The sequence below is a fragment of the Roseburia sp. AF25-13LB genome (assembly GCF_003478915.1).
GTDB lineage: Bacteria > Bacillota > Clostridia > Lachnospirales > Lachnospiraceae > Roseburia_C > Roseburia_C amylophila.
In genome coordinates, this window is the sequence record NZ_QUFO01000003.1 from 242656 (window position 1) to 266312 (window position 23657).

22 protein-coding genes and 1 pseudogene are annotated in these 23657 nt (G+C 39.8%); 18 read left to right on the plus strand and 5 right to left on the minus strand.

Annotated elements, in window-relative coordinates; translation table 11 throughout:
* Positions 1–20 precede the first annotated feature (20 nt).
* The 5 genes from DWY37_RS06420 to DWY37_RS06440 all read left to right on the plus strand — a co-directional run bounded on the left by DWY37_RS06420 (position 21) and on the right by DWY37_RS06440 (position 5940).
* The gene (locus DWY37_RS06420; RefSeq protein ID WP_117841459.1) at positions 21–1730 is read left to right on the plus strand and encodes a sugar phosphorylase; all 1710 of its coding nucleotides are present in this window, start codon (positions 21–23) and stop codon (positions 1728–1730) included.
* Positions 1727–3061 (plus strand): ABC transporter substrate-binding protein, encoded by a 1335-nt coding sequence (locus DWY37_RS06425; RefSeq protein ID WP_118541232.1) that lies wholly within the window; start codon positions 1727–1729, stop codon positions 3059–3061. The genes DWY37_RS06420 and DWY37_RS06425 overlap by 4 nt, the downstream gene beginning before the upstream one ends.
* An 80-nt stretch (positions 3062–3141) precedes the next feature.
* Entirely contained in the window at positions 3142–4023 is an 882-nt protein-coding gene (locus tag DWY37_RS06430; protein ID WP_118541230.1) for a carbohydrate ABC transporter permease, read from the plus strand.
* Positions 4007–4861: a carbohydrate ABC transporter permease gene (locus DWY37_RS06435; RefSeq protein WP_227709594.1), complete on the plus strand. Its 855-nt coding sequence runs from the start codon at positions 4007–4009 to the stop codon at positions 4859–4861. Before DWY37_RS06430 ends, DWY37_RS06435 begins: the two co-directional genes overlap by 17 nt.
* 23 nt (positions 4862–4884) lie before the next feature.
* Complete coding sequence (locus tag DWY37_RS06440; RefSeq protein WP_118541228.1) at positions 4885–5940, plus strand: zinc-dependent alcohol dehydrogenase; 1056 nt, start codon at positions 4885–4887, stop codon at positions 5938–5940.
* A gap of 224 nt (positions 5941–6164) precedes the next feature.
* Here the strand turns inward: DWY37_RS06440 and DWY37_RS06445 are convergent, their stop codons facing one another.
* The gene (locus DWY37_RS06445) at positions 6165–7463 is read right to left on the minus strand and encodes a tyrosine-type recombinase/integrase (protein WP_118541226.1); all 1299 of its coding nucleotides are present in this window, start codon (positions 7461–7463) and stop codon (positions 6165–6167) included.
* Between the two features lie 83 nt (positions 7464–7546).
* Positions 7547–8167, minus strand: a complete 621-nt coding sequence (locus tag DWY37_RS06450; protein ID WP_118541224.1) for a helix-turn-helix domain-containing protein — start codon at positions 8165–8167, stop codon at positions 7547–7549.
* Between the two features lie 175 nt (positions 8168–8342).
* On the opposite strand from DWY37_RS06450, the gene DWY37_RS06455 reads away from it, so the two are divergent.
* Positions 8343–8573 (plus strand): excisionase, encoded by a 231-nt coding sequence (locus DWY37_RS06455; RefSeq protein WP_118541222.1) that lies wholly within the window; start codon positions 8343–8345, stop codon positions 8571–8573.
* Positions 8574–8922: 349 nt separating this feature from the next.
* On the plus strand, positions 8923–10449 hold the full coding sequence (locus DWY37_RS06460; protein ID WP_117690970.1) for a MobA/MobL family protein: 1527 nt from the start codon (positions 8923–8925) through the stop codon (positions 10447–10449).
* Between the two features lie 85 nt (positions 10450–10534).
* Here the strand turns inward: DWY37_RS06460 and DWY37_RS06465 are convergent, their stop codons facing one another.
* The 3 genes from DWY37_RS06465 to DWY37_RS06475 form a co-directional block, all read right to left on the minus strand.
* Positions 10535–11221, minus strand: coding sequence for an SdpI family protein (locus DWY37_RS06465; RefSeq protein WP_118541220.1), 687 nt, complete (start codon positions 11219–11221; stop codon positions 10535–10537).
* The gene (locus tag DWY37_RS06470; protein WP_015519847.1) at positions 11218–11487 is read right to left on the minus strand and encodes an autorepressor SdpR family transcription factor; all 270 of its coding nucleotides are present in this window, start codon (positions 11485–11487) and stop codon (positions 11218–11220) included. Before DWY37_RS06470 ends, DWY37_RS06465 begins: the two co-directional genes overlap by 4 nt.
* Positions 11488–11744: 257 nt before the next feature.
* Complete coding sequence (locus DWY37_RS06475) at positions 11745–11984, minus strand: DUF6061 family protein (protein ID WP_005604353.1); 240 nt, start codon at positions 11982–11984, stop codon at positions 11745–11747.
* Between the two features lie 292 nt (positions 11985–12276).
* On the opposite strand from DWY37_RS06475, the pseudogene DWY37_RS06485 reads away from it, so the two are divergent.
* From DWY37_RS06485 to DWY37_RS06530, 11 genes and pseudogenes are all read left to right on the plus strand, one after another.
* Positions 12277–12999 (plus strand): annotated as a pseudogene (locus tag DWY37_RS06485) (sugar phosphate isomerase/epimerase family protein); the annotation flags it as partial.
* A gap of 34 nt (positions 13000–13033) precedes the next feature.
* Entirely contained in the window at positions 13034–14080 is a 1047-nt protein-coding gene (locus DWY37_RS06490) for a Gfo/Idh/MocA family protein (RefSeq protein ID WP_117841454.1), read from the plus strand.
* Between the two features lie 9 nt (positions 14081–14089).
* On the plus strand, positions 14090–16396 hold the full coding sequence (locus tag DWY37_RS06495; RefSeq protein ID WP_118541216.1) for a glycosyl hydrolase family 65 protein: 2307 nt from the start codon (positions 14090–14092) through the stop codon (positions 16394–16396).
* 4 nt (positions 16397–16400) lie between these two features.
* Positions 16401–16850: a beta-phosphoglucomutase gene (gene pgmB, locus DWY37_RS06500; protein WP_330417562.1), complete on the plus strand. Its 450-nt coding sequence runs from the start codon at positions 16401–16403 to the stop codon at positions 16848–16850.
* Entirely contained in the window at positions 16847–17032 is a 186-nt protein-coding gene (locus DWY37_RS16345; protein WP_330417563.1) for an HAD-IA family hydrolase, read from the plus strand. The genes pgmB and DWY37_RS16345 overlap by 4 nt, the downstream gene beginning before the upstream one ends.
* An 18-nt stretch (positions 17033–17050) precedes the next feature.
* Positions 17051–18199: a glycerate kinase family protein gene (locus DWY37_RS06505; RefSeq protein WP_117697265.1), complete on the plus strand. Its 1149-nt coding sequence runs from the start codon at positions 17051–17053 to the stop codon at positions 18197–18199.
* Between the two features lie 306 nt (positions 18200–18505).
* Positions 18506–19885: a PTS transporter subunit EIIC gene (locus tag DWY37_RS06510; RefSeq protein ID WP_117697263.1), complete on the plus strand. Its 1380-nt coding sequence runs from the start codon at positions 18506–18508 to the stop codon at positions 19883–19885.
* Positions 19872–21338, plus strand: coding sequence for a glycoside hydrolase family 1 protein (locus tag DWY37_RS06515; protein ID WP_117697261.1), 1467 nt, complete (start codon positions 19872–19874; stop codon positions 21336–21338). The genes DWY37_RS06510 and DWY37_RS06515 overlap by 14 nt, the downstream gene beginning before the upstream one ends.
* Positions 21322–22272: a nuclear transport factor 2 family protein gene (locus DWY37_RS06520; RefSeq protein ID WP_117697259.1), complete on the plus strand. Its 951-nt coding sequence runs from the start codon at positions 21322–21324 to the stop codon at positions 22270–22272. Before DWY37_RS06515 ends, DWY37_RS06520 begins: the two co-directional genes overlap by 17 nt.
* A 39-nt stretch (positions 22273–22311) precedes the next feature.
* Positions 22312–23181 (plus strand): PRD domain-containing protein, encoded by an 870-nt coding sequence (locus DWY37_RS06525; protein WP_117697257.1) that lies wholly within the window; start codon positions 22312–22314, stop codon positions 23179–23181.
* Entirely contained in the window at positions 23181–23657 is a 477-nt protein-coding gene (locus tag DWY37_RS06530; RefSeq protein ID WP_117697255.1) for a PTS sugar transporter subunit IIA, read from the plus strand. The genes DWY37_RS06525 and DWY37_RS06530 overlap by 1 nt, the downstream gene beginning before the upstream one ends.

Sequence of the window (23657 nt, forward strand, 5' to 3'; positions counted from 1 at the left end):
CTGATACATAGGAGAAAATTATGAGACAGGAACTGGAAAAAGAATTAAGAGAATTATATAGACAGATATATGGAGAAAAGGAAGCAGAACAGCTGTTGAAGGATGTGGATGAATTGATAAAAAATAGTCCGCAGAAGAATACAAAGCAATGGCTTACACAGAAAGACGCAGTTCTGATTACTTATGGTGATTCTATCACAGATAAAGAAGAACCGGGACTTAAAGTATTAAATGATTTTTTGAAAAAGCATGTAGCGGATGCTATCAGTATAGTACATATTCTGCCGATGTTTCCCTATACATCAGATGATGGCTTTTCGGTGAGCGATTACAGAAAAGTAAATCCGGCACTGGGTGACTGGGAAGATGTAAACAGACTTGGTGAATCGTATGATTTAATGTTTGATGCAGTAATTAATCACTGTTCAAAATCAAATGAATGGTTTCAAAAATGTTTAAAAGGAGAAAAACCATATAAAGACTTTTTTATAGAAGCAGATCCAAAGGCTGATTACAGCAAAGTGACCAGACCAAGAGCACTTCCTTTGCTGACAGAATTTGACACTAAGGAAGGGAAAAAGAGCTATTGGACAACATTTAGTACGGATCAGATTGACTTAAATTATCAGAGTATTGATTTATACAAAGAAATCTTATCTATTCTTTTGTACTATACACAGAATGGTGCAAGAATGATTCGGCTGGATGCAATTGGTTTTTTGTGGAAAGAACTTGGAACAACATGTATGCATCTTCCGCAGACACATAAGGTGGTGCAGAGTTTCCGCAAAATTTTAGATGAAGCAGCACCGGGAACATTGATTATTACGGAGACAAATGTGCCTCATAAAGAAAATATCAGTTATTTTGGTGAGGGCGAAAAAGAAGCACATATGGTATACCAGTTTCCACTGCCACCATTGGTTATGTTTTCGATTCTTACAGGGAACTCTGAAAAATTAACAGAATGGGCAAAAAATTTATCGGAACCACCGGTGGGATGTACCTATTTTAATTTCTTGAGTTCCCATGATGGAATTGGTGTCCGTCCGGTAGAGGGAATATTAACAAAGGAAGAAATTCAGCTTATGGTTGATGCAACTCTTCGGAATGGTGGAGAAGTCTCTTATAAAGATAATGGAGACGGAACAAAAAGTCCATATGAATTAAATATCAATTATCAGGATGCACTTGCCTCCCCGGAAGATTCGGATGAGATCAGAATAAAAAGATTTCTTGCAGCAGAAACAATTTTACTTAGTATGCAGGGACTTCCTGCAATTTATATTCATAGTCTTCTGGGTTCCAGAAATGATTATTATGATAAGGCAGTATCTGGAATTTACAGAAGAATAAACCGGGAACAGCTGGACGTAAGCTGGCTGGAGAGACAGCTTACAGAAGAAACAAACCGGAAGAAAATATTCGAAGAACTAATCCGGAGAATTAATATCCGGAAAGAACATCCGGCATTTGCACCGGAGGCAAAACAGGAAGTAATCCAGACTTCTTCCAAGGTCTTTCACATCAGAAGATTTACGGAGGAAGAACGGCTTACCATATATATTAATATTTCAGAGGAAGTGTGGCAGAGTGGTGAGAATGAAGTGAGTGGAAAAAATCTTCTGACCGGTAAGGAGATAAAAGGAACACTTGTACTTTCTGGCTATGAAGCAGCATGGATTCTGGAAAATAACTCACACAATAAAGGAAAAGGAGAAGGAATATGAAGAAGAAAATTTTAAGCATGATGTTAGTAGCAGCAATGACCGTTGGAACATTGGCTGGCTGCGGCAGCAATTCAGGAAATGGAAATTCTGAAAAAGGAACAGATACGACAGCAGATGCAGGAGAAGAGGTTACTATCCAGTTTATGCATATGCAGGTAGAGCAGGAAAGACAGGATGTAATTGCAAAACTGATTGAAGAGTTTGAAGCAGAGAATCCTGGAATTAAGGTAGAACAGATGCCTACAAATGAGGATGATTATGATACAAAAATCACATCCCTTGGTGGAACCGGTGTACTTCCGGCAGTTATGGAATTCTCACAGGATCAGGCAAAGACAAGTGTAACGAATGATTTTATTGATTTGGAAGCAAATAAAGAGGTTATTGACGGAAAAGGTGAAGATGCTTTCTTTGATGGAGCATTAAACGTAATTAAAACAGAAGATGGAAATGACTATGTTGGAGTTCCTGTTTCCGGATGGGTACAGGGAATCTGGTGTAATACAGCAATGTTAAAGGAAAAAGGATTTGATGTACCTCAGAACTGGGATGATGTATTAGAAATTGCAAAAGCATTTTATGATCCGGACAACAAACAGTACGGAATTGCATTACCTACATCAGAATCTGCATTTAGTGAACAGGTATTTTCACAGTTCGCAATTTCCAATGGAGCAAATGTATTTGATGCAGATGGAAATGTAACCATTGATACACCGGAAATGAAAGAAGCATTAGATTTCTATAAAGAGCTTTCATCTTATTCTATGCCGGGTTCTACTGAAGTTGCAGATGTAAAAGATGCATTTATAAATCAGAATGCACCATTATGCCTGTATTCTACTTATATTTTAAGTGCTGTTCAGGAAGCAGGTTTCCTGGATGATGTAGAACTGGCGTTACCAAATAAGACACAGCAGGCAGCATATGGTTGCGTTATCGTATTATCCATTGCTTCCGGATTAAGTGATGCAGAGAAAGCAGCAGCAGAGAAATTTGTATCCTTTATGCTGGAAAAAGAAAACAATGAATCCTGGCTTCTGATGGCTCCTGGTGGAATCCAGCCGGTATTAGGTGAAGTAGCAGAAGATGCAGCATACAAAGAGAATGAAGCAATTGTTCCACTGGCACATCTCTTAGACGAAGTTGGAGTAGCATTTGATAATCTTAAGTTGTTCGGATGTGTAGATGGTAAAAATTACATGGTAATGGGTGATGTTACCAACAAAGGAATTTTAAGCAAGATGATTAACAACGTAGTAGTACAGGGAAGCGACTCTCAGACAGAGCTGGCAAATGCTCAGGCAGAAGTTGAAGCAATGCTGAAATAAGAAAAATGATATGGAAGGGGCACAGGATATTATGTGCCCCGGAAATATCAGCACTTTCCTGATAAAATGAGGTAGAAAAGATGAGGAAAAGAAGAGCATTAAGCGATACAAAATTTGCATATCTGCTGTTAGCCCCAAGCTTGATTCTGCTAGCAGCATTAATTGGCTATCCAATGCTTTATAACATGTATATCAGTGTTCTGGACGTTCCGGTAAACCCACGTAAGCCTTCCGTGTTTGTGGGATTAGATAATTATATATCTGTATTAACGGATCCATCCTTTTATCACAGTGTAATTACAACACTTGTGTTTACATTTGTAGTAGTTGTACTTAGTACGGCAGTTGGACTTGCAATGGCGTGCTTCTTGAACCGTAAATTTGTAGGTAAAAAACTGGTAAATTCTTTAATAATATTGTCTTATGTAATTCCGTCGGTATGTCTGATTTTTGCCTGGCGTTATATGTTCAATAATATTTATGGAATTATAAATTATATTGTGGTGGATGTGTTACATCTTGCAAAAGAGGTGCCGCTTTGGTTTGACCAGCCGGTCAGTGCTTTTATACTGGCTGCACTGTTTTGTATCTGGCGCTTCTTCCCGTATGCATATCTTTCTTTTACTGCAATTCTTCAGACCATTGATAAATCATTGTATGAAGCAGCAGATATAGATGGAGCAACAGCATGGCAGAAGTTTAAGGTAGTAACATACCCGGCATTAAAATCAACAATGGTTACCGTAGTAAGCCTGCGTATCATCTGGGTATTCTACATTTATGCAGAAGTATATCTGTTGACGAAACAGGTAGATGTTATCGGTGTATATCTGTATGACATGGCATTTGCAACACATGATTTTGGAAAGGCAGCAGCAATATCATTACTGTTATTTGTACTGATATTTGCCTGTGTAATAATGGTTAGAAAGGTGGTGCTCCGCAGTGAGAAAGAAGAATAGGAATGCGAGAAAAATTCGTAAGAATATCGTCTTTTATGTAATACTCATTGCAGTTCTGGCGGTATTAGTATTTCCAATGATTATGATGCTGAGCGTCTCTCTGAAAGAAACTTCAGAGACAATTGGATATCCACCGACAATAATACCAAGAAGTTTTACATTAAAGCATTTTGCAGACATATTTAATGAGAGTATTTTTCCGTTTATGAAGTATTTTAAAAACAGTATGTACATAGCGTTGATTACATCAGTGCTGGTAGTGTTCCTTGGAATCTTAGGAGGCTATGCACTGGCAAGACTTCGCTTTAAAGGAAAAAATGTAATGACAGAAATGTTTTTCTTTGTATATATGTTTTCCGGAATTTTATTGATTGTACCATTATATAAGATGCTTGCATCTATCGGATTACGAAATACAAGAGAAGCAGTAATTATCTGTATGATTATCCAGACATTGCCGACAGCTATTTATATGACACGAAGTTATTTTGAAACTGTACCATATGAGCTGGAAGAGGCAGGAAGGGTAGATGGTTTGTCACGAATGGGTATTATTTTCCGTATTATGACACCATTGTCGATTCCGGGTCTGATTTCCGTATTTGTATATGCGTTTATGATTGCATGGAATGATGTATTATTTGCATCCATATTCTTAGATTCACCGGATAAATTGACGATTACAATCGGATTGAATTCACTGTTTAATACACCGGATTATATCTGGGGCAGAATGATGGCCGCATCGCTTGTAACTTCACTGCCGATTGTAATTATGTATGCATTTAGTCAGAACCTCATAAAGAGCGGCGCAACAGAAGGCGGCGTGAAAGGTTAATATAGAAAAAGGAGAATATTAATATGAAAAAATTAGTCGCAACAGCCCCAAGAGAGGCAAAACTGGTAGAGTATGAAGACAGACCAATCGCATCAGATGAAGTAAAGGTAAAGGTTGAGTTTGCAGCCCCGAAGCATGGAACAGAGCTGGCAGATTTTCGTGGAACCACTCCTTTTATTGATGGAAAATTTGATGATGAGTGGAGAATGTTTGTACAAAGAGATAAAGATGAACCAAGAGGAATTGTCTTTGGTGATTTACCACTTGGAAATATGTTTGTTGGAACCATTATCGAAGCAGGAGCAGATGTTACTGAATATAAAGTAGGTGACAGAGTATGTTCTTATGGACAGATTAAGGAGACCCAGATTGTAAAAGCAGTTAATAATTATAAGCTCCGTAAAATGAAACCGACAGATTCTGCAGCAAATGCAGTATGCTATGACCCGGCTCAGTTTGCTTTGGCATCGGTCCGTGATGCGGAAGTAAGACCGGGAGACTGTGTAGCAGTTATTGGTCTTGGCGCCATTGGTCTGATTGCATTACAGCTTGCAGTAAAAGCTGGTGCAGCAGTTGTAATTGGTGTAGACCCGATTGAACATCGTAGAGAAGTAGCAAAGAAAATGGGCGCTCATTTCACCTTTGATCCGACACAGTGTGATGTTGGTTATGAAATTAAAAAAGCAACCGGAAAAATGGGTGCAGATGGAATTATTGAAACCAGTGGAAGCATGCAGGCATTACAGTCCGCATTAAAAGGAGTTGCATACAATGGAACCATTGCCTATGCAGCATTTGCAAAACCATTTCCGGCAGGTCTTTGGTTAGGACAGGAAGGTCATTTTAATCAGGCAAAAATTGTATTTTCCAGAGCCTGCTCAGAGCCATTGCCAGAATATCCAAGATGGACAAGAAAGAGAATTGAAGATGTGGTATGGAATATGCTGATGAATGGATATTTAGATTGCCGTGATATTGTATATCCGATTATTTCATTTGAAGAAAGTGCAGAAGGATTCTGCAAATATGTAGACAGAGAACCGGATAAGAGCATCAAGCTTGGTGTAACATTTAAATAACAAAGGGCTTTATTGAAAAGGAGGAACAGAATATGTTACTTGGAACACAGGATAGAGATTTTTTTCCAAAAGATTTAGTTGAGAAACTTGAATTTATCTATTAACTCTCTTAACTTTCCCGTATTTTCAAGGCTTCCCGCCATTGAAAATTCTATATATGTATCCTTTTCCCTTGTTTTTGCCCTTATGGGATAATTACAAGGGAAAATTCATTATTCAGTTGTTTAATCGTTGCCTGCCACTTTATCAAGAAGTCTTGCGGAAGTCCGCTTTGCTTCCCTTGTAGCATGGGCATAGACATTCATGGTGGTACTCACGTCTGAGTGGCCTAACAGTTCCTGCACATCTTTCGGTTGTGCCCCGTTGGATAAGAGGTTAGTCGTGTAGGTATGCCTCAGTGTGTGGAAATGGAAGCCTTCAAGTTCCGGTACTTTTCTTCCTGCTGTCCGGCAGGCTGTTTCTATGGTTGCCGGAAGTTCCAGACAGCCATCCTCCCTTAAGCATACAAAGAAGATTTCGATGTAATCTTCCGGCACATTCTCTGTCATTCCCAAATGATAATACTCGTAATGCACCCGATTCTTTTCCATTACTTCTCTGTAAAAATTCCGCTGGTAGAGTTCCCCATACTGAAAACGGTTTTTGTGCTGTTCCTTTTTTGCATTCCTCAAAATATCTGCGAGAGTATCGCCAAAGTCAACAACCCTGATCTTTTTCCACTTTGTCGGACCGATTTCGTGCTTATGGGTAGCACCATTGTAGCGGATGCTCCTGCGTACAGTGAGATACTGTTCTTCAAGGTTGATATCCTGCCATGTCAGACCTGCTACCTCTCCAAGTCTGAGACCTGTAAAGTATGCTATCTGAACCGGAAGAATCGCATCCCCACTTCGTTTTCCAAGCTGTTCAATCAGTTTCCGGTACATTTCAAAGGAAAGCGGTTTAACCTTGTCTCTGTCTGTGGCTGTTTCATCCGCAAACAAATCCGTTTCTTCCTTTTTATGCCTCATCACCACATACTGCATTGGATTGAAGGTAATAAACTGTTTCGGAAATACCGCAAACCGGAATGACTGTTGCAATACTGCTGAAAATGACCTTACATAATCAATGGAATATCCTTTTGATATAAAATCTCCCACAGTGCCTCCAAATGAGAGCAAATCCATAAACTCCTGCAGGTGTACCGAAGTCACCGTTTTCAGTTTCCTTTTGCTGATAGGGTGTTGTTTGATTCTCCCAATTGTCTGAAGATAATTGCCGACCGTTCCATTACTTAATGTGCCTGTCTTTAATTCTTCCTCAGCCCACAGGTCAAGCAGCTCTCCGAGAGTAATGTTGTCAGCCTTTGCAACAAACCGCTTGGCTTCATAATCCTCCATTGCCTGCCTTAACAGCTTTTCCGTTTCGCTTTTGCTTTCCGTACCAGCAAATTCCTTCTGTACCAGGTTACCGCTTGCATCTTCCACATAGAAGCGGTAGTACCATTTCTTGCCTTTCTTTCTTACAGAACCTTTTGCCATAATCGTTTCTCCTTTCGATATCGACAATCGGAACTGATGAAATGCTTTCTGCGTGTAAGTATATCATAACTCCGGTTGTCTATCTATACCGGTTCGGAGTCTTTCTCTGAAAGAAGATTTGCAAGCCTTACGGCTGCCGTTTCGGGATTCTTGGAATAGAGCCTTACAATGTCGCCCATGTCGTTCAGTGCATTTACCGTATGGGTGATTTCCCTAAGGAACATAATCTCATTATATTCCTGATTGGATTCAAACCCCATTACTTTTGCGATTGTGGCATCTTCCGTATTCCCTTTAAAATTCTTACAGGCATATTGAAAGGAATCAACGAATAATTCGTATTCCTTCAACATCAGCAGCAGTAAATCTTTGGAAAAATCCGCTTCGTCTGCCTTCATATCATAAGGAAATTTGGAGAGAATGGAAGTCATGGTATCACGAATCTGTAATTCCCTTTTATCCGTAACATCACTTGTCATTTCTTCCGTCTCGCCCTTCAACCACTCCACTGATACATGAAGTGCTTCCGACAGACCATCCAGAACAAGCTTCTTGGTGTTGTCAATCGTTCCTGCCTCATACCGCTGTATGGTGGAAGCGGTAACTCCCATCTTTTCTGCTATATAAGGCTGGTTGACACCTAATTCCAGTCTGCGTTGTTTTGCCCTGCTACCGATTAACTTGCGTAATTCTTTATCTTTCATTCTGATACGCCTCCTTTTTCGGTATGGCTAAAGTATAACACAGTAAAAATAGTATTGCAATATGCAAGTTAATAATTGCTTTTAAAATTTCGTAACGCTTGACAAGAAGATATAAAAGTTATATAGTAGGCATAGTTACAAAATTGCATTATGCAATTCAAGAGGAGGTGTTTTAATGACAGAAGTGAAGATTGCACTGTCCATTGAGGAAGCTGCCGACTATACGGGTATCGGCAGAAATATCCTGCGGAAACTGGTAGAATGGAAAAAGCTTCCGGTATTGAAGGTAGGACGGAAAGTCCTTATCAAAACGGATATGCTTGAAAAGTTCATGACCGCCAATGAAGGCAGGGACTTAAGGGACAAAGGAAATGTCAGAGCTGTCACAAGAAATGTGACAAATTAAATAGGGACAGTCCTAAGACCATCCCTAAGGTATGTATCTGACCGAAGCCATGATATACCTACACGCAAATAGATTATACCATGTGCTTCCTCTAAGATACAACCGGAAATTTAAGAAGTGGGGAAGAAACTTTTTTATACAAGCCCTCGGCGTTTGAGAGCGAAATACACCCATCGCACAAATCTTCGATTTGTTCTCTGTGTATTTCGCCCTTGCAGGGAGCTTCCGCCGACAGGCGGATATGTTCGTAGACGGGCTACCTATGTAGCCTACTCACTTCATATAAGAAAGTATCTCATCCTCATTTCTTGTAGCTTCGTACTTGGCAGATACAGAAAGGGGGAAGCACATGCCAAGAAATTCATTTATTCAGATGACGAAGCTCCACAATGTCCGGGGAAGAATTTATTATATTTCAAGCCCCAAGAAGCAGGAAAATCTGTATGCAGTATATGAAACCACAGAACGTTCTTTCTGGAGTGACCTTGCAAAATGTAATCATGCAGAATTTAAAAAAAGTGGTACGGAGGGGAAATGTATTGAGGCAAGGGAATTGATCATAGCCCTGCCGGAATCTTTTACGGAGTATCCTCCAGACAAACTGTTGCAGATATTTACAGACCATTTCAGACAGACTTACGGAACGGATTGTATCGCAGCCCTGCATCACAATAAGCGGAAAACCAACTATCACATCCATCTCATTTTTTCGGAGCGTACACTCTTGGAACAGCCCATAGAAAAGGTTGCCACCCGCAATATGTTCTATGACGAAAAGGGAAATCATGTACGCACCAAAAAAGAGATACTTGATGAAGATGGAAATATCCGTAAAAGGTGCAAGGTGATTCACAAAGGTGAGGTATACGAAAGACAGATTTTCTCCATTAAGGATAAACGCTTCAAGGCTGAAAATTTCCTTGATACCGTCAAGCAGGATTATACCAATCTTATCAATCAGTATGTGCAGGACGAGAAGCAGCGATTACAGGTCTTTGAACGAGGCGGCATGTATCTTGCCACCAAGAAGATTGGCAAGAACAATCCGAAAGCCGCAGAGATGGAAGCAGATAATGCCAAGCGTACCTTATGGAATCAGACGGTAGACAGAGCGATTGTAACGGGTGTTGCCAAATCCGAGATTATGCAGATAAAAAAGGAACGGATAACAGATAGGATTGCTGAATCCGTATGGATTTACGGAAACAGACCCAATCTGTTATCTTCCATTATCGGTACTGCCATTGCAGTATTGGAACTGCTTATTTCAAAAGTATTACTGAAAACTCTGGAACTTGCAGACAAAGTGATTTCCAAAGAGCTTGAGGCAGAACCGGAGAACACAGATTTCAAGGAGCAGAAAGCTGTACCGGAAGAAAGCAGAAAGCAGGCAGATACACCAAAGCCTGCCATACCGCCAAGACCACAGCCGTCACCGGAAGCAGTTTCTTACAAGCACTTATGCGAGATTTATCAAAAGCTGCAGGAACAGAATAAAGCAATTTTTGCACTTGAGAAACAGCGAAGTGACCTTGAAATTGAACTGTCCGACAGCAAAGGTATCTTCAAAGCAAAAAGGCGTTCCGAACTTTCAACGGAGATAGCCGGATTGGAGGAACGTATTTCCCGAATGAAAGTTCGCTTATCCCAAATCGTAAAGGAATACGGGTATCCGAATGCGGAAGCCTTCTACAAGGCATTTCATAAGGCAGAGACAGCTTATGGGGATTATCAGGATAGCCTTAAGAACTGGGAACAGCAGTATGGCGAGAAGCCACAATCACTACACGATAAGCTTAAATCTAAGAAACAGGACATAAAGGAGCGAGAGTTAACAAGACCATATTCTCCACCAAATCGTGGAAGGAGTAGATAACAAACGAAGGGAGGCAATTGCCTCCCTTCGTTTGTTATCTCTCCGTAAAAGACTGGAATTTCACCCTCTCGCATAAAGACACAAATTATTTTTCTATTTCCTTATCATATACCTTTTTTGAGTACACTACAGCAACAAGCGTTGCTGCTAACAAATAAATCAGCATAAAGATTGTGCCAGTCATCCCACTTGTAAATGCGGTTGTAATAATAGTTAATAACCCCGTAATAATAATACATATTGCACCAAAGTGGTTACTCTTTCTCCATGTATTATCATTGTGCATACTCCAAACGGTTCGAAGTCCAACTACTGTATTTCGTTTTGCCTTTGTCATAAAATTTCCTAATACAATAAATACAATACCACACAAAATACATGAAACTTTTGCAATGTCAATAACCGCATGTTCACCACCTGCATTTGCCTGTATCCAAGAAGAATAAAGAATAAAATAATGCATAATCCCGAACATGATTGCTTGCGAAATTCCTACCACACATAATACCTTTGCAGAAGATTTTGCTTCCATCTGTTCCTTTTCTGTATTTGCATTTTTTGATTTTTCCTCAAACACATAGATTAGCAAGTGCCAAAACAGTGTAATAAACAAAATAATTACCGGAAAAATAAAGCTTTCTGTTTTACTTCCCCATCTGTCAGTGTTTCCCTCCAAGTCATGATGCATAGGTATAATATCAGGCATAAACTGTAGTACCACACTTGTAACTACAACTGGAATCATTGCTACTGTCCACATTATTTTTTTCATACTTTTTTTCCTCCAAACTGGTTAACCCATATAATTAATTCATCGAAAACCGTAGTGTTGATTTCATAATAAACAAAGTTTTTCTCTTTATATTCAGATATCAAATCTGCGTTTTTTAATAATTTTAAATGATAAGAAAGAGCAGCCGGTGTGATCTGTAATTTTTCAGCAATCTCTCCGGCATTTAATCGCTCATTTCTCAACATCATAAGAATGGCTCTTCTCTGGCTATCTGCCAACACTTTAAAAATGTTAGTTTCTCTCATATCTTTTACCTATTTAAAAATCTCTTTAAATAGATTTTAGCATACGTTTTGTCTTTTTACAAGGACTATTTAAAAATATTTTTAAATAGAGAGGACACACTGAAAAATCAATGTGTCCTCTCTATTTACCTTAAGGCAAAATTCAAACATCTAGAAACTTAAGATTCCTGCCTCTTATTATGGAATAACCGTACGTTCTATATATTTTTCTGGAATTTTTAGTACTAGACCTCTATCATGATATTATATTAGCAAAATCACCACGTATCTAAACGATCCTCTGCATCAACCCATACTTGCATTTCTCCATCCAAGTATAATCTTGCATATTCTAATGGATTATCAATAGCCAAAGCATTCAACGAACACTGGGAGCCGGGAGTAGTTCTCAATCCTTCCTCTGCCTTATTGCAATCAATTCTAAGCACTACATTTTCAAACGTGGTTACATCTATGCTATTACATTGCGGATTATATCTTGCATAAATCAATCTCATATCTTATCTGTCCTTTCCTTAATTTTCTAAAAGTTTTGAAAGCATTTCAATCCGTTCTTACTGCCATTTTCATTTCATGTTATAATTTGTTACTGGATTTTCTTTCCCTTGATTTTGCCCTTGCGAGCATTCGTAACATGAGGGAAAAGGATATAACACAAGGGAAAGCATAAGGGCAAACTCACTTGCTACAAATTTAGCATTTTCAAGGGGTTGCGGACTTCACGAGGATAAGATATAACAGTTAATAAATGTTATGAATTAAGTCAAATCAAAACTTACATTTGCAAAAGAAATGGGATTTGAATGCTTTGAAATCGATGGAAAAGTTCTGATGGAACAGAAGGATGAATTAAAAGAGGCAATCAAAGAGTCTGGACTTCCGGTATCTTCTGCGTGTGGCGGATATCGTGGCTGGATTGGTGACTTTATAGAAGAGCGTCGTCTTAATGGAATCGCAGATTTAAAAGTTATTTTAAAAAATATTGCAGAAGTAGGTGGAACAGGCGTTGTCGTTCCGGCAGCATGGGGTATGTTTACCTATCGTCTGCCACCTATGGTTTCACCAAGAAGTCATGAAGGTGATGTGAAAGCCATCCAGGATTCCCTGAAAGAACTGGATCCGGTAGCTGGAGAATATGGTGTGAAAATTTATCTTGAACCGTTAAACCGTTACCAGGATCATATGTTAAATACAACCAAAGACGGTGTAGACATGATTGACATGGGACATTTCAAAAATGTCCAGATTACAGCAGATTTTTATCATATGTCCATTGAAGAGGATGATATTTCTGAGACCTTAAGAAAATACAAAGATTATATCGGTCATGTACATATTGCAGAAAATCATCGTTATCAGCCGGGTACCGGTTCTATTGATTTTAAACGTCATATGCAGACATTAAAAGAAATTGGATTTGATGGTGCTGTAGTAAATGAAGGAAGGATCCGTGGAGAGAATCCACTGGAAGCATATCAGAAATCAGTAACTTATATGAAACAGTTTATTTAAAGACAGATATACATGACAGAAGGGAAGAAAGAGAATGGAAGAAAAGAAAGTAATTCGAGCCGCAATTATAGGATCAGGTCAGATTGCAAGAACTTCCCATATTCCGGCATACCGTTCAATGGAAAATGTGGAAATCGTGGCAGTAAGTGATGCAAATGAGGCAGCTGCACAAAGGCTTGCAGAGGATTTTGATATTCCTGCATATTATCAGGACAGTACCAGAATGCTTCGGGAAGTAAAACCGGATGTAGTGAGCATTTGTGTTCCAAATAAATTTCACTATCCACTGACAATAGAAGCTTTAAATGCCGGCTGTCATGTATTTTGTGAGAAACCTCCTGCAATGAACCCAAAGGAAGCTTTGGAAATGTGGCAGCTTGCAGAAAAGAATGGATTGCTCCTTACCTATGATTTTCATTTCCGGCATGGAAGAAATACAGCAATTGCCAAAGAAAAAATAGATAAAGGTGACTTGGGAACCGTTTATTATACCAAAGCTTCCTGGGTGCGCAGAAGAGGAATCCCGGGATGGGGATGTTTTACCAATCGTGAAATGCAGGGCGGTGGTCCGCTCATTGATATTGGGGCCCATATGTTAGATCTTGCCTGTTATCTTCTGGATTATCCGGAAATAGCATATGTGTGTGCCGGCAGTTTTGACAAAATCGGAAAGACTGGAAGAAAAGGAATTATGGGAGAATGGAATCCGGATAAATATAGTGTGGAAGACAGTTTGTTTGGATTCATCAGTTTTACTGACGGAAGAGTTATGCAGCTGGAGACAGCTTTTGCATTAAATATAAAAGAAAAGGATAAGCGGAATGTTGAACTTTGTGGAGAAAAGAGTGGACTATCACTTTTTCCACTGGAGATTTATCAGGGTGCAGAAATGAGCAATACATCCTATCCGTTTATAGAAGAAATGGAGCTTCATACAAAGGCTTTATATAATTTTATAAAGGCGGTAAGAGGTGAAGAAAAATTGCTGGTAACAGCAGAACAAGGGTATTATGTGCAGAGATTAATCGATGCATTGTATCGTTCAGCGGAGAGTGGAGAACCTGTCATGCTGGAAGAATAGGAGTGGAGTATGTTCTATTATCAACCAATCAAAAATAAAGAGGGGCTTTGGCTGGCGGAAGAGCATTATAACAGACGTTACATAGCAAAAACAGAATCAGTATTTGCACAGAGCAATGGTCACTTTGGAGTCAGGGCAATGCTGGAGTTGAGAGGCATTGATGCAACTCCCGGTATGTTTGTGAGCGGATTATACCAGAAAGCACAGGATGGTGAAGTAACAGAACTTGTGAACTGTCCTGATGTGGTAGAATTAGGCATGTATATACAGGGAGAGTCAGTGAACCTTGACAATGTCCGGGTAGAGGAATTTCAAAGAAAATTAAATCTTTATACCGGGGAACTGTGGATAAATATTCTGTTCCGGACACAAAATGGACTACGTTTTCTACTCCGGTCAAAACGTTTTGCAGCAGATTTTGAAAAAACCCTATTTTACCATAAGACAGAAGTAACATTGCTGGATGGAAATAAGACAACAGTTACATTTGAATATGGAATTAATGGACAGATAACCAATTCCGGAACTTCTCATTTTCAAAAAACAGAATGCAGAGTCTATGGAAAAGAGATTATGGCATATCATGGCGCACTGCAGGATGATGGACTGGAAATACTGACAGGAACCTGTTTTGAAAAAAATCAGGAACAGCAGGACTGCTCCTATCATTTAAAGAGACGCAGTATCTACGCCAAAAACAGCATCTTAATGGAAAAGGGAGATGCGATAACTCTGTTTCGGATTTCTCATATACAGGAAGATTCCGCAGAATGTAAAGATGTTCTGGAAGAAAAATTAGAAAAAATACAGCAGCAGTTAAAGCGTGGATATGAGCAGGCAATAGCAAACCAGAAAAAAAGTATGGAAGGGTTCTGCCAAAGAGCTGCAATTGAAATTGATGGAGCCAGTCTGCAGGAAAAGGCAGGAATTGCATATGCACAGTATCAGATGTATGGCATGGATCCGGCTTATACCAACCGGTATAGCATAGGGGCAAAAGGGTTAACCGGTGAAGGTTATAAAGGACATGTATTCTGGGATACAGAATTGTTCATCCTGCCATTTTTTGTCGCTGAGTTTCCGGAGGCGGCAAGAAAGTTATTGGAGTACCGCTATAGAGGAAAAGCCGGTGCAAAAAGAAAAGCAGAAGATTATGGCTTTCAGGGATTTATGTATCCCTGGGAATGTGCAAAGGATGGCTTTGAAGAAACACCGCTTTATGCAGCGTTAAATATACATACCGGTAAGGCAAATAAAGTATGGTCGGGTATCAAAGAGCATCATGTAACCGCAGATATTGCATTTGCAATAAGCCGTTATTATTATTGGAGTAATGACAGGGAGTTTTTGAATCAGTATGGAACAGAAATACTTTGTGAAACAGCAAATTTCTGGGTATCCAGAGCAGAAGAACGGAATGAAAGACTGGAAATTCTCAATATCATCGGACCGGATGAATATAATGAGCATATTGATAATAATGCTTATACCAATTATATGGCAGCATATAATGTAAAACTTGCCCTGAAAGCATCAGAGGAAGCATTAGATAGTCCATATGTTAAAAAGATGAAGGAAAATGGAACCCTGAAAGTCATGCAGGAAAAGTGGCAGTATTTTCTGGAACACATTTACCTTCCAAAGCCGGATAAAAATGGAATTATTCCGCAAGATGATGCATTTCTTGGCAAAGAAGAATTAAAGGATATTGAAAAATACAGACAATCACCTGTGAAACAATCCGTTTTGCTGGATTATTCCAGAGATGAAGTGGTAGATATGCAGGTATTGAAACAGGCAGATTTAGTAATGCTGTTTACACTTTTTCCGGGACTGTTTCCAGCAGATGTTGTAAAGAAAAATGTTCTGTTTTATGAAAAAAGGACTTTGCATGATTCCTCCTTAAGTTATTGCGCCCATGCACAGATTTGCGCAGAAATAGGGGAGATGGAGATGGCAGAAAGATTTTTTGCCAAGGCATTGGAAACGGATTTATGCGACAACCCGCAGGATTCTGTAGATGGTATTCATGCAGCATCCTTAGGCGGAATCTGGAAATGTGTTATTGCAGGATTTGCAGGAGTATCCTGTGATGAAGATGGTATTATATTAGCTCCACATCTTTTGGAACACTGGAATTCCATAAAATTTTCTGTTATGGTGCAAGGACAAAAAATGGACTGCTTTATGGATAAAGAAAATATTTCGCTCCATTTATGTAACAGCGGAAAAAGCAAGGAACCGGTAACCATAAAAGTCCAGGGAAAAAAATATATTCTGAAAGATGACCTGCATTTGAAATATGGAAAGGAATAAGGATATGAAGGCAATCATATTTGATCTGGATGGAGTATTGGTGCATACAGACCAGTATCATTATCAGGCATGGAAAAGTCTTGCAGATGAATTAAATCTTCCGTTTGATGAAAAGAAAAATGACAGACTGCGTGGAATCAGCCGTATGGAGAGTCTTGAGATTGTATTAGAAGACTCAGATAAGACTTACACCAATGAAGAGAAGGAGCATATGGCAGAAAAGAAAAATGAAATATACCGCCGGTTATTATCACAGATGACTCCACAGGATGTGAAAGCTGAAGTAAGGGAAGCGTTATCACGGTTAAAAAGTATGGGTTATCTTCTTGCGGTCGGTTCCTCCAGCAAAAATGCAAAATATATTCTGGAGAGAACGGCATTGACGGGATATTTTGATGCAATTTCAGACGGAAATGGATTACAGCATTCCAAACCGAATCCGGAAGTATTTTGAAGGCAGCAGATATGCTGTTGGTGAGACCGGAACTCTGTTATGTGGTAGAAGATGCAGAGGCTGGTATACAGGCAGCAAAAGCAGCCGGAATGGTGGCAATTGCCATAGGCAGTGCTGCGAAATGTAATATTTCAGACTTTTCAATTCATGATTTTTGTGACATACTTCAGGTAGTAGAATAAGCAAATGAGGAAAATCCAATGAAAGTAATCGTAGCAATAGATTCATTAAAAGGCAGTTTAAGTTCCTTAGAGGCGGGAAAAGCCGCAGAAGAAGGAATAAAGAGGGCGATGCCTGAAGCAGAAATAATTATAAAGCCGGTAGCAGACGGTGGCGAAGGAACAGTATCTGCGCTGACAAGCGGTCTGAATGGCAGATTGGAAAAAGCAGAAGTGACAGGACCACTTGGTCAGAAAGTAAAGGCGGTCTATGGGATTCTTCCGGACAAAACTGCTGTAATAGAAATGGCAGAAGCAGCTGGTCTGCCACTGGTGCCGGTGGATAAACGAAATCCAATGGAAACCACTACTTATGGTGTGGGGGAACTGATAAGCCATGCCATGGACAGAGGCTGCCGTAAGTTTATCGTTGGAATTGGCGGCAGTGCCACCAATGATGGCGGTTCCGGAATGCTGCAGGCATTAGGCTGTCATTTTTATAAAAAAGATGGAATCGAAATAGGATTTGGAGCAAAAGAACTGAAAGACCTGGAAACGATAGATACGGAGGCGTTGGATAAGAGGCTGAAAGAATGTACCTTTGAAATAGCCTGTGATGTGACAAATCCATTATGTGGCACAACAGGTGCCAGCGCTGTGTTTGCACCACAGAAGGGTGCAGATGAAGCAATGCTGGTAAAACTGGATGAGGCGTTATCTCATTTTGCTGATGTATCAGAAAAGGCTTTAGGAGTAGACAACCGGAACATGCCGGGAGCCGGAGCAGCAGGCGGACTGGGCTTTGCATTTGCATCCTATCTGGGCGGGGATTTACGTCCGGGCGTAGAGATAGTATTAGATGCGGTATTGCCGGAGAAAGAATTAAGTGAAGCCGATATCGTAGTGACCGGAGAAGGAAGATTTGACGGACAGACTGCTATGGGAAAAGCGCCGGTTGGAATTGCAAAGCGGGCAAAAGAAAAGGGCTGCATGGTACTGGTATTTGCCGGAAGCATTGAACCGCAGGGCGTCCGGAAAGTGCAGGATGATATGCAGCTTATCGATGGAGCATTTCCAATTTTGCCGGGTGTGATGACATTGGAAGAAGCCATGCAGAAGACTGTGGCATATGAGAATATGAGCTATACGGCAGAGCAGGTATTCCGGGTGATTGGAAATTGTCAGAAGTGACGAAATTTTCCGGTATAATTTGGCAAATATTACGGCTTGTAATTGCTGGATTTGCATGGTACCATAAATATATCAATTGAGAACAAGATTGTAACTCCTTGGAGGCATTACTTGTACAGCTTTTCGTTGTATGGTGCCAAAGAGGAGCTTTTTTGTTGCAGCAAATGGAAATTTCCGAGAGGATTGTTATCCTGGAAACAGGAGCATTACCCAAAGGACATAGTAAAGCGCGTGCTATGTGTTTTGGGTATTTTTTGTTAAAAATGATTGTTATAAAACGAGGCAGCAGAAAGGAGAGTGTTTCATATGCAGAGTAAATTTGAAAAAATAGCGGAAGAAATACTGGAAAGAATAGGGGGAGCAGCAAATATAAGTAATTGCACACATTGTATGACCAGACTGCGGTTTACATTAAAAGATACCAGCCTGGTGAAAGCAGAGGAAATAGAGGCATTACAGGGAGTACTGGGCATAAAAAATGCAGGAGGACAATTTCAGGTAATCATTGGAAAAGATGTGAATGATGTCTATGACTGTGTCTGCAAAATTGCAAATATCAAAACTACAGAATTAGATATTACAGATGGAGAAGAGGCTGGAGAAAAGAAAAAAATCGGACAGCAGATATTAGATTATATCAGCAATGCATTCATACCATTGGTTCCGGCACTGGTTGGTTCCGGTATGTTAAAGGGATTCCTGTCCTTGTTTACTTATTTAGGCTGGCTGGATGCAACCAGCGCAACGTATGCTGTATTGTCAGCAGCAGGAAATGCAGTATTTTATTTTATACCGCTTTTAATTGCATATAATACAGCAAAATATTTAAAAGCAAATATTGTTGTTGCAATGGTTATCATGGGAGCGTTGATGGAACCGAATTTTACGGCACTGGCAGGAGCAGAAGACCCATTAACATTATTTGGACTGCCGTTAACGGTAATAACATATTCTTCCATGATTATACCAGCATTAATTATAGTACCTATACAGGCTCAGCTGGAAAAATTACTGAAGAGGTTTATTCCCAAATCAATCCAGTTATTATTTGTGCCACTGATTACCATTTTTGTTATGGTGGTATTGAGTGTATTGGTAATTGGCCCGGCATCCAGTGAATTGTCCAATCTGATTGGAAAGGCAAGTAACTGGCTGAATGATACCAATGCAGTTTTGTTTGGAATTCTGGTAGGTGGAACTGTTGGATATCTGACTATTCTTGGTGTACATATGGCACTGGTACCTATTATCATGTTGAATTTTACAAATATGGGAGCTGACCCGGTATTGGCATTTATGAGTGCAACCTGTTATGCACAGATTGGAGTGGCATTTGCTATCTGGTTCAGAAGCAAAGACAAGGAAGTAAAATCTCTTGCAGGAGCAAGCGGAATTACCGCATTACTTGCCGGAGTGACAGAGCCGATTCTCTTTGGCGTATGTATGAAATATAAACGTTCTTATGCAGTGATTGGTATTGCCGGAGCCCTGGGCGGTATGATAATGGGAATTTTCGGATGTAAGGCAATGGGATTTGTCAATGCAGGAATTTTAGGATTATCCGGATATTTTTCAGATACATTTGGATTCTATTTACTGGCAGCAGCAGTAAGTATGGTCGCAGGATTTATTTTGATGGCAGTGTTTGGATTTGGTAAAGGAGAGAGAAAGGATGCAGCAAGATAAAGGAAGCTTTCCAGATGATTTTCTGTGGGGTGGTGCTGTTTCAGCGTGTCAGACAGAAGGCGGCTGGAATGTAAATGGAAAAGGAGCCAGCATAGCAGACTGTATGGCATTGGGAGATAAGGAGGAGGGGAGAAAATGCTTCCCCTCCTTAGATAAAAAATATATTTATCCATCTCATTATGGAAATCATTTTTATGAGCATTATGAAGAAGATATCAAATTATTTGCAGAAGCAGGATTTCGATGTTTCCGGATGTCTGTTGCGTGGACAAGAATATTCCCAACGGGAGAGGAAGAAACTCCGAATCAGGCAGGCTTAGACTACTATAGAAGCGTGTTTGAAACCTGCAGAAAATATAAGATAGAGCCGATAGTTACAATTCTGCATTATGATCTGCCATTGGCACTTGCAATGAAATATGAAGGCTGGAGTAATCCAAAGCTGATCCCGCTATATGAAAAATATGCAAAAACCATAATCGATGAATATGCAGATCTGGTGGTTTACTGGATTCCTTTTAATGAGATAAACTGCCTGACACTGCCGCTTGGAACAGTATTTGGCGGTGGAATAATCGAAAAAGAAGGATGCAATATTTTACCGGAACAGGATGACATGGAAAGAAGATACCGGTGTTTGCATCACCAGTTTCTTGCGGCAGCATGGGTAAGTGCATATGCACATGAAAAATATCCACATATCAGGGTTGGTACAATGATTGCCTATTACTGTACCTATCCTTATTCCTGCAGACCGGAGGATGTAAGAATGGCACAGGAGCATCATAAGATTCACAATCTCTTTTGCCTGGATGTGCGGTTAAAAGGAAAGTATCCATGGTATATGAAAAAGTTTTTCCGGAAAAATAAGATTTCGATAACATGCAGTAAAGAAGAGGAAGAACTTTTGCAGAAAGGAACAGCCGATTTTTGTGGATTCAGTTATTATTTTTCGAATTGTATCAGTGGACAGCAGGGATTGGAGTCCTCCATGGGAAACCTGATGGTAGGAGTGAAGAATCCATATTTAAAACAAAGTGAGTGGGGCTGGCAGATTGATGCAGAGGGACTTCGGATTGCTTTGAATGAATTGTATGGAAGGTATGAAGTCCCGCTTATGGTATTGGAAAATGGTCTGGGAGCACGAGACCATATAGAAAATGGAAAAATTCAGGATACCTACCGCATTGCCTATTTAAAGGAACATATAAATGCCGTAAAAGAAGCACTGGAAGATGGTGCGGATGTGAAGGCTTATACGGCGTGGGGATGTATAGATTTAGTAGGTGTGAGTACAGGTGAAATGGATAAACGCTATGGAATTATTTATGTAGACTTTGATAACAAAGGAAATGGAAGTGGAAAGAGAATTCCAAAAGAATCTTATTACTGGTACCGTCAGGTTATAGAAAGCGGGGGAAAAGAGAGTTTATCATATGAGAGAAAGAGATAAAATAAAGCAACAGTTTGAATATTTTGTCCAGGGTCTGGAAAAGAATGATGCGAAGTTCTGGGAGGTGGTCATTGCCAAAGATTGCAGAATGCAGTCGGAAACGGTTGGAGATGCGGAGGGATTTGATGCAGTCAAAGAGAAATTGGTCTGGAGAGGACCAAAGCTGGATTTCAGCCGGTACCGGATTTACAATACATGTATTTTTCAGGAAAAGGATCAGGCGGTGCAGTCGGCATATGTGATTGCAACAGTGGGAGTGAAGGAAGATTATTATTTACACTGGTTTACATTTGGCGGACACTATCTGATAAACTGGATAAAGGAAGATGCGATATGGAAAATGAGTAGTCTGAAATACTGCCATGATATGGAATGCGGAAATACATCCTTTGTCCGTGGATGGTGGAAGTTAATTGATTATGATATCTGGACCGGCTATAAAAAACATCCTGTTATTTCAAAAGAGGAAGCACCATGGCGGGTAATGGACAATGGGGAAGACTGGACAGAGGAAGAAAAGATTGCAGATCTGTTCTGCCGGTATGCATGGGGGATTGATGAGGATGACTTTGAGATTACAGCATCGGTTATGACAGAGACGATTCAGTCGAATATACCGGGAAACTCCTTTGAAGGAAAAAAGGAACTGCTCACTATGCTGCAGGGAAAGCGGAAAAAGGAAAACAGTATGTCGCATGTGGGAAAGATTGTGTCGATAAAGCAAACCGGCAATGAAGCAGAAATGGTGGTATGGCGGTATGAACCGCACAGAATCGGCACAAAATTTACCCATGCTGGTAATATTGATACTATGTTTTATTCGGTAGACTACCTGTGGCACCTGAAAAAAGAGGATGGCAGGTGGTTGGTAACAGGAATCGATTATAATATTGGTGTATTTGGTGAAAAAGATGATGGAAGATACTATCAGTAACGTAGTATAATAGAGAAAACTCATGTGGAGGAAAAAGCGATGCTTGCAATTAAGAAAATCAATAATAATGTAGCAGTATGTAAAGATGGGAATGGTTGTGAATTAATTGCTTTTGGAAAGGGAATTGGATTTCCACAGATGCCATATGAGATAAAACTGGAAAATATAGACAGGACATTTTACAATATCAGCGCACAGTACATGGGACTGATGAATGAACTGCCGATGGATATCATAGAATTTACAATGAAAATACTGCCGGTGGTACAGAGCAAGCTGGATTATGATTTAAATCCAAATCTTGTGCTGACACTGGCGGACCATCTGGCATTTGCAATGGAGCGGGAGAGGAAGAAAATTTATATTGAGATGCCGCTTATTTATGACATGGAGCAGCAGTATCCCATGGAAATGAAATTGAGCCGGTATATTGTGGCACAAATGGACAAAGTATTTCATGTGAAATTAAAAAGAAATGAATTATCAGGAATTGCCATGTCTATCATAAGTGCAAAGATTACATCCGAGCAGAAGACAAATGGAACGGATAAGATTGACTTCGAAGGCGTATTGAAGGATATCGGCCGGATTATAGAAAAGGAGCTTCATATCGTGGTAAATAAAGAATCCTTTGATTATGCCAGATTTGCAACTCATATAAAATATCTTTTGGACCGGATTTGCAGTAAACAATATATTGATACGGATAATATCACACTGTATCAGAATCTCAGGGAAGAGTTTGCGGATATTTCCAGATGTGTGGACTGTATTATAGAATATCTGAATCAGAAATTAGATTGTGAAGTAACAGAAGAGGAAAAAATGTATCTGATTCTGCATGTAAACCGGATTTGCAGTAAGGAAAAATGTGCAGAAGAAACAGAGGATGGGAAAGGAAATAGATAATGTTTTTTAAGAAAAAAGAAAGTGGAGAAGAAATATTTGCTCCGATGAATGGAAAATATATCGAACAGGCACAGATTCCGGATGCAATATTTGCAGAAGGAATGCTGGGAACAGGATGTGGTATCTGCCCGGAAGATGGCACCGTTTATGCACCGGCAGATGGTAAAATCGTTTCTGTGGCAGAAACTGGACATGCCATTGGAATAGAGACACCAAAGGGTGCAGAACTGCTGATTCATATAGGTATGGATACAGTGGAACTGAATGGACAGGGCTTTGAAGTATTTGCAAAAGAAGGGAACAAGGTAACAAAGGGACAGAAACTTATAAGCTGTGATCTGGAATTTGTGAAATTAAAAGGATTTTCTACAGTTACCGCATTGGTTGTCACCAATGCTGCTGAATTTAATGAAATTTATTTTGAAACAGGAAAAACATTTCCTGCCACAGCTTTGCTGGGCGAAGTAAGAAAATAA